8 protein-coding genes, 2 tRNA genes and 1 pseudogene are annotated in these 5,379 nt (G+C 32.0%); 7 read left to right on the forward strand and 4 right to left on the reverse strand.

What is annotated here, in order from left to right:
- Positions 1-211: 211 nt before the first annotated feature.
- The 3 genes and pseudogenes from V5787_RS06025 to V5787_RS06035 all read left to right on the forward strand — a co-directional run.
- Positions 212-562 (forward strand): annotated as a pseudogene (locus V5787_RS06025) (ISAs1 family transposase); the annotation flags it as partial.
- Between the two features lie 237 nt (positions 563-799).
- Positions 800-1,189 (forward strand): RNA-binding S4 domain-containing protein, encoded by a 390-nt coding sequence (locus tag V5787_RS06030; protein ID WP_336892366.1) that lies wholly within the window; start codon positions 800-802, stop codon positions 1,187-1,189.
- Between the two features lie 67 nt (positions 1,190-1,256).
- Positions 1,257-1,760 (forward strand): phosphoribosyltransferase family protein, encoded by a 504-nt coding sequence (locus V5787_RS06035; protein WP_336892373.1) that lies wholly within the window; start codon positions 1,257-1,259, stop codon positions 1,758-1,760.
- Here V5787_RS06035 and V5787_RS06040 read toward each other — a convergent pair.
- The gene (locus tag V5787_RS06040) at positions 1,752-2,264 is read right to left on the reverse strand and encodes a shikimate kinase (protein WP_336892367.1); all 513 of its coding nucleotides are present in this window, start codon (positions 2,262-2,264) and stop codon (positions 1,752-1,754) included. The two genes, V5787_RS06035 and V5787_RS06040, sit on opposite strands and share 9 nt — an antisense overlap.
- A gap of 115 nt (positions 2,265-2,379) precedes the next feature.
- Between V5787_RS06040 and V5787_RS06045 the strand changes: the two genes are divergently transcribed.
- From V5787_RS06045 to V5787_RS06055, 3 genes are all read left to right on the forward strand, one after another.
- Positions 2,380-2,452, forward strand: a tRNA-Lys gene (locus tag V5787_RS06045).
- Between the two features lie 49 nt (positions 2,453-2,501).
- Positions 2,502-2,585 (forward strand) — tRNA-Leu (locus V5787_RS06050).
- A gap of 168 nt (positions 2,586-2,753) precedes the next feature.
- Positions 2,754-4,022 carry a tyrosine-type recombinase/integrase gene (locus tag V5787_RS06055; protein WP_336892368.1) on the forward strand — a complete coding sequence of 423 codons (1,269 nt, stop codon included), beginning with the start codon at positions 2,754-2,756 and terminating at the stop codon, positions 4,020-4,022.
- 77 nt (positions 4,023-4,099) lie between these two features.
- Here V5787_RS06055 and V5787_RS06060 read toward each other — a convergent pair whose 3' ends face one another.
- From V5787_RS06060 to V5787_RS06070, 3 genes are read right to left on the reverse strand one after another with little or no spacing between them, the layout of a single operon-like run.
- Complete coding sequence (locus tag V5787_RS06060) at positions 4,100-4,387, reverse strand: hypothetical protein (protein ID WP_336892369.1); 288 nt, start codon at positions 4,385-4,387, stop codon at positions 4,100-4,102.
- Between the two features lie 21 nt (positions 4,388-4,408).
- Positions 4,409-4,717, reverse strand: a complete 309-nt coding sequence (locus V5787_RS06065) for a helix-turn-helix domain-containing protein (protein WP_336892370.1) — start codon at positions 4,715-4,717, stop codon at positions 4,409-4,411.
- A gap of 3 nt (positions 4,718-4,720) precedes the next feature.
- Positions 4,721-4,921: a hypothetical protein gene (locus V5787_RS06070; protein ID WP_336892371.1), complete on the reverse strand. Its 201-nt coding sequence runs from the start codon at positions 4,919-4,921 to the stop codon at positions 4,721-4,723.
- A gap of 166 nt (positions 4,922-5,087) precedes the next feature.
- Between V5787_RS06070 and V5787_RS06075 the strand changes: the two genes are divergently transcribed.
- Positions 5,088-5,379: helix-turn-helix domain-containing protein (locus tag V5787_RS06075; RefSeq protein WP_336892372.1), on the forward strand; the 292-nt coding region annotated here is incomplete at its 3' end.

Consider the following 5,379-nt stretch of genomic DNA (forward strand, 5'->3'; position numbering starts at 1 on the left):
TACTCAAAATCTGATGGAAGCTATTTGTTACAATTTATATAGAAGTCCAAGGATAATTGCCACTAATTCTAAAAACTAAAGGAAAATGAACCAAGAAAGAGATCCATAACTAAGATAAACAATGAAAATAAGAAAAAAAAACATAAATTTTAGATTTAAAAAGTCAAAATTGAAATCTAAAACTGAAAAGAGCATTATGCAACGGTCTTAGGTTATAAAGATAGAAAGCATAAGGGAGTTCAAAAACAGTGATAAATCAATAGAAAAGTCCACCCGTTATTACATTTATAGTTTACATGATAAAGCGGTAAGCCTCCAGGGTCATATTCGTTCACATTGGGGAGTGGAAAACAAATTACATTGGATATTAGATGTTGCTTTTTCAGAAGATGCTTCAAGAAAGAGAAAGAACAACGCAGCCCAAAATTATTCAATATTACTTAAGATAGCACTAAATCTATTGAAAAATGAAAAAACCGAAAAACAAGGTGTTGCAGGAAAGAGGCTTAAAGCTGGATGGAATCATCATTACCTTTTAAAAGTGCTAAACATAAAAGTGTGAGTTTGCCCTGCGTTTATTAGTTGAATTCAGCCATTTAAAAAATAATACTTTTTAAAATTACTCCCTAAGTTTATTACTTGACCCAATGTTTCTTTTATAGATTCTTCTATGATAAGAAGTTAATAAAGTGTCGAAAAAACAGGGAGTACTATATATTGACAAGCAAATTTTTCAAAGACGCAATGTACTATTTCCTTATCTTTGTTAAAAGCGAATACTAACATTATAACTTTTCACATGAGAATAGATAAATACCTTTGGACAGTTCGTTATTTTAAAACAAGATCACTAGCAACAGAGGCTTGTAAAAAAGGACATGTAAAAATTAATGGATCAAATATAAAACCGGCCAAAGATATTTATGTTGGAGAAAAAATAACGATCCGAAAAAATCAAATCAATTACCAAATTGAAATTCTGGATATTCCAAAAAACAGAATGGGTGCTAAATTAGTTGACTTGTACAGAAAAGACACCACTCCAAAAGAAGAATTCGAAGCCCAAGAGCTCTTAAAATACTCCAAAGATTATTACCGTAAAAAAGGTGTCGGACGTCCTACAAAAAAAGACAGAAGAGACATAGAAGAATACCACGACGTACATACTGAACAAGACGATCAAGATTAACAACTTAACCCAATAATAAAGGATTGTTTTAAGAACTTTTCTATATATTTGATTTTAGAAATAGAACATTGATATGACAGATAATAGCATTTTAAACAACGACCAAATACTTCATAAAACACGTAGAATTGCTTACCAAATACTAGAAAATAACATAAATGAACAAGAAGTTGTAATTGCTGGAATCTCTGGAAACGGTTATGTTTTTGCGACTCGTATTCAAAAAATATTAAGCGAAATTTCTGATTTAAAAATTACTTTATGTGAAGTTTATATCAATAAAAGTCAACCACGAGAAAAAATCACAACTTCCATTTCCAAAGAACTTTACGAAAATAAATCTTTAGTTTTGGTTGATGATGTTCTAAACTCAGGAGCCACTTTAATCTATGGTGTAAAACACTTTTTAGAAGTTTCTTTGCTGAAATTTAAAACCGCTGTATTGGTCAACCGTAATCATAAAAACTTCCCTGTTAAGGCAGATTTTAAAGGGATTTCATTGTCTACTTCAATAAAAGAACATATAAAAGTAGAGTTTACTGAAAATTCTGCCAAAGCATATTTAAACTAAAATTCTTAAAACTTCATCCGAAATTTCTAATACCGACTTATCATTCACTGGTATTATGTAATTTGATTGATCGTAATAGCTCGATCTTTCAAACAAGTGTTTTGCAATAAACTCTTGTAAATTTTCATCTGCAATATCGGCAACCAATGGTCTCTTCGACTTTTCTGAAAGTAAACGATTGTAAATTGTAGCAACATTTGCTCTTAAATAAAAAGAGGTTGCTTTCTTAATAATCAACTCCATATTCCCAGAAAAACAAGGTGAGCCTCCTCCTAGTGATAAAACACAGGAAGTTTTCATAGACAAAATTTCATTTAAATATTCCTTTTCTTTTTTTCTAAAATAAATTTCACCCTTTTCTTTAAAGATATCTGAAATATCTTGCCCTTCCCTGTATACAATATATGCATCTAAATCAATCAATTCAAAATTCAATTGATTGCTAACTTCTTTAGCTACAGCAGACTTACCACTAGCCATATATCCTATAAAAACAATCTTCATAATTTTATTTCTAAAAGCTTTTTTTGAATTACAAATATCACTTAAAAAAGTATAATAAAAAACTTGTAGTATTAAAATATGGGCTTATCTTTGCACTCGCAATGAGAAATTGCAAGACCTGGTAGCTCAGTTGGTAGAGCATCTCCCTTTTAAGGAGAGGGTCCTGGGTTCGAGCCCCAGCCCGGTCACTAAAAGCTTTTCACTATTGAAAAGCTTTTTTTGTTTTAAAACACAAATGCACACATGGCGGAATTGGTAGACGCGCGGGCTTGAGGGGCTCGTGTCCGAAAGGACGTGCAGGTTCAAGTCCTGTTGTGTGCACTATAGTAGTTTCCTTTGTCTCTCGAAAACACTACCAAAAACCTATCTTCTCCTGCTAAAACAAGGCTTACAGAGCGAATCACACAACAAACTTACAGTAAATAAGCGTAAATAAACGTAAATGTTTTATATTTGGTTTACACAAAAGTATACACACGTTTTATTATTATGCCAACACTAACATTTAATATTCGTCCTCTTAAAAAAAATCAAAATATTGGATCCATTAATCTTCGATATTCCTGGAAAAAAGGAGTTTCTCCTTTCAGAAAATCGACAGGATTAAATGTACCTTTAAATTCGTGGGATTTAAAAAAAGAAAGAGTTAAAAAAAACACTGAAGCTTACGCGTATGGAAAAAAGTTCAATGCCAAAATTGAAAAAATAATTGATTTTTTTGATACACTTGAAAAAAATTACAAATCATCAGGTAAGGAATTTACTAGAGCGGCTATATCACTAGACTATCATCTTTTCGACAAAGGAGTAGAAAAAAATACAGAAAACGAAGGCTTCACGGCCTCTCTAGCCAAATACATAGACCTCCTGCCCACTCTTATAAACAAATCAACAAAAAAACCTGTGTCCAAAAGAACAATTCAAAGCTTTAAGACAACTAATAAATATGTTGATCGATTTCAAAAATCTGTAAACACAACTTTAAAATTCTCAGACATAAACTTAGACTTTCATGCTGCTTTTATGTCGTATTTACAAAACGAGCACAAACTCGCTCTGAACACGACTGGCGGTTATGTGAAAGATATTAAAACTTTCTGCAAATATTCTTCCAGAAACAAAGACGTGCACTCAGATTCGTTAAGTTCTGAATTTTTTATTGTTAGAGAAAACACACAAGCGATTTATCTCGATGAAAAAGAAATTGACTTAATATACAATCATGATTTTTCGGAAAACCCGCGTTATGGAAACGTCCGTGATTGGATGATTATTGGCCTATGGACGGGCTTACGTGCTTCAGACTGGCACAAGGTTGAAGAAATGAAAAATGGATTTGTTACTCTAAAAATGCAAAAAACAGAAGGAATCGTTATGATTCCAATACACTGGCAAATAGAAGAAATCTTAAAAAAAAGAAAAATGCCTAAGCCTGTCAGTGATGTTGAGTTTAATAGAATTATAAAAAAAGTCTGTTACGAATTAGGCATAACAGAAATAGTACACGGATCCAGGAGAAGTCCTGAGACAAATAGAAAAGAAGTTGGCTACTTTCCAAAGAACTTATTGATAAGCTCTCACACGTGCAGAAGGTCATTCGCAACCAACTTATATAAAGCCGATTTTCCCACCCTCTCGATTATGAAAATAACGGGTCATAAAACAGAATCTAGCTTTTTGAAATACATAAAAGTAACTCCCAGAGAGCACGCTGACAAACTAAAAAAGCATTGGGATTTAAAATACAAAAAGATATAGTTGATAACTCGCTTGGGTCCTAAGAAGAAAACCGAAAGCCTATAATAAGAGACTTAAGAAAAGATACTTTAAAACCTTTATTCTTCTATCTCTTCCAGGTCCCTGTCAAGTCTTTTCTCTTCAAGAACCAAAAAATTCCAAGCATTAGTTAATATTTCGGCTACTTCTTCCTCAGAGGGTCTGTCGTTCGTAAAAAATTGCACATCTGCAATACTTTTATAAAACTCGTCATACCCAGCGTAGAAGCCTTCTGAATAGTCAAAGCGTATAGAGCAGGCAGGGAAATCTAACTTTACAATATAGGTTTGCTGAGCTTCTTGCGAGATGTTATTTTCGGCCCAAACAAAATGTTTATATTTTTTCATTGTTTTTTTTCAAATTCAAGATTATTCTTTTTTTAAAAGCTTGTCAGATCTACGTTCAAGCTGCTTCATTGCCTTTTCAAAAGCAAGGTTTAAGTTTGCGCAGGAGTCTATTGGTTCAAATATGTTTAATTCTAAAACACGCATTATGTCTAAAAAGATTTGAAGTTTAGGGCAAAAAGCCAATTTAAATACACGTCCAATTGTGCTTTCTGAATAGCCTGTTTTTTTAGCAATGTCATAATTAGAAATTCCTTTTTCGTTGGCTACTTCTTTTAAAATTAAAACGAACAACTGCCAATGCTGTTCGTTTTCTAGATTTTTATATACCATATTTTAAGTGTAAAATTCAACAGGTGATAATAAATTGCTTTTTTCGTTAGTGTAATTGTCTGTTATTACTGCGCTTGTAACTTCTTTAATTGTTCCGTAAAATGATATGAAATTTCTAGAAGTTGCTCCGATAAATCTACAAACTTGACTTTTAGAAGGTATTTCATCATTATAATGAACATTTCCATCTGTGTAAACAAGCATTGTTAGCGAGGAGTTTAAAGACCAAATAATATTAGGATGATTTTCTTGAATAATTATTTTAAACCATCTTTTTTGATTTAAACTTCTAGTTTCTGTATCGTAATTTTTTAAAGCTTGCTTGAATTCAAGAACTTAACGCAACAAATCAAAATCTTAGATTTGTTGTATGAAAGCAAAAAAACATAGCCGATTATCATTAAAAGAACGTGTTGTAATTGAAACATTATTACAAGAAAAAAAGACTAAAAGTTATATCGCTAAAAGGCTAAATCGGTCACCTTCAACCATTAGTCGAGAGGTGAATAAATGGGATGGAGACTACAGTGCAACCCTTGCTAATTGGTGTGCAAAACAAGACTATTTAAACAAGCGAAATAAGGATAAAATAAACACCTATAATCGACTTAAAATATTTGTTTATCGAGGCCTTTTAAATGGTTGGTCACCAGAACAAATTT

This window comes from Flavicella sp., assembly GCF_037132785.1.
In the GTDB taxonomy this organism is placed as follows: domain Bacteria; phylum Bacteroidota; class Bacteroidia; order Flavobacteriales; family Flavobacteriaceae; genus Flavicella.

What these genes read in the sequence shown, in the direction of transcription:
- V5787_RS06030 (WP_336892366.1), top strand. Translation starts at nt 800, where the DNA reads ATGAGAATAGATAAATACCTTTGGACAGTTCGTTATTTTAAAACAAGA.
- V5787_RS06040 (WP_336892367.1), bottom strand. Translation starts at nt 2,264, where the DNA reads ATGAAGATTGTTTTTATAGGATATATGGCTAGTGGTAAGTCTGCTGTA.
- V5787_RS06055 (WP_336892368.1), top strand. Translation starts at nt 2,754, where the DNA reads ATGCCAACACTAACATTTAATATTCGTCCTCTTAAAAAAAATCAAAAT.
- V5787_RS06060 (WP_336892369.1), bottom strand. Translation starts at nt 4,387, where the DNA reads ATGAAAAAATATAAACATTTTGTTTGGGCCGAAAATAACATCTCGCAA.
- V5787_RS06065 (WP_336892370.1), bottom strand. Translation starts at nt 4,717, where the DNA reads ATGGTATATAAAAATCTAGAAAACGAACAGCATTGGCAGTTGTTCGTT.
- V5787_RS06070 (WP_336892371.1), bottom strand. Translation starts at nt 4,921, where the DNA reads ATGCTTGTTTACACAGATGGAAATGTTCATTATAATGATGAAATACCT.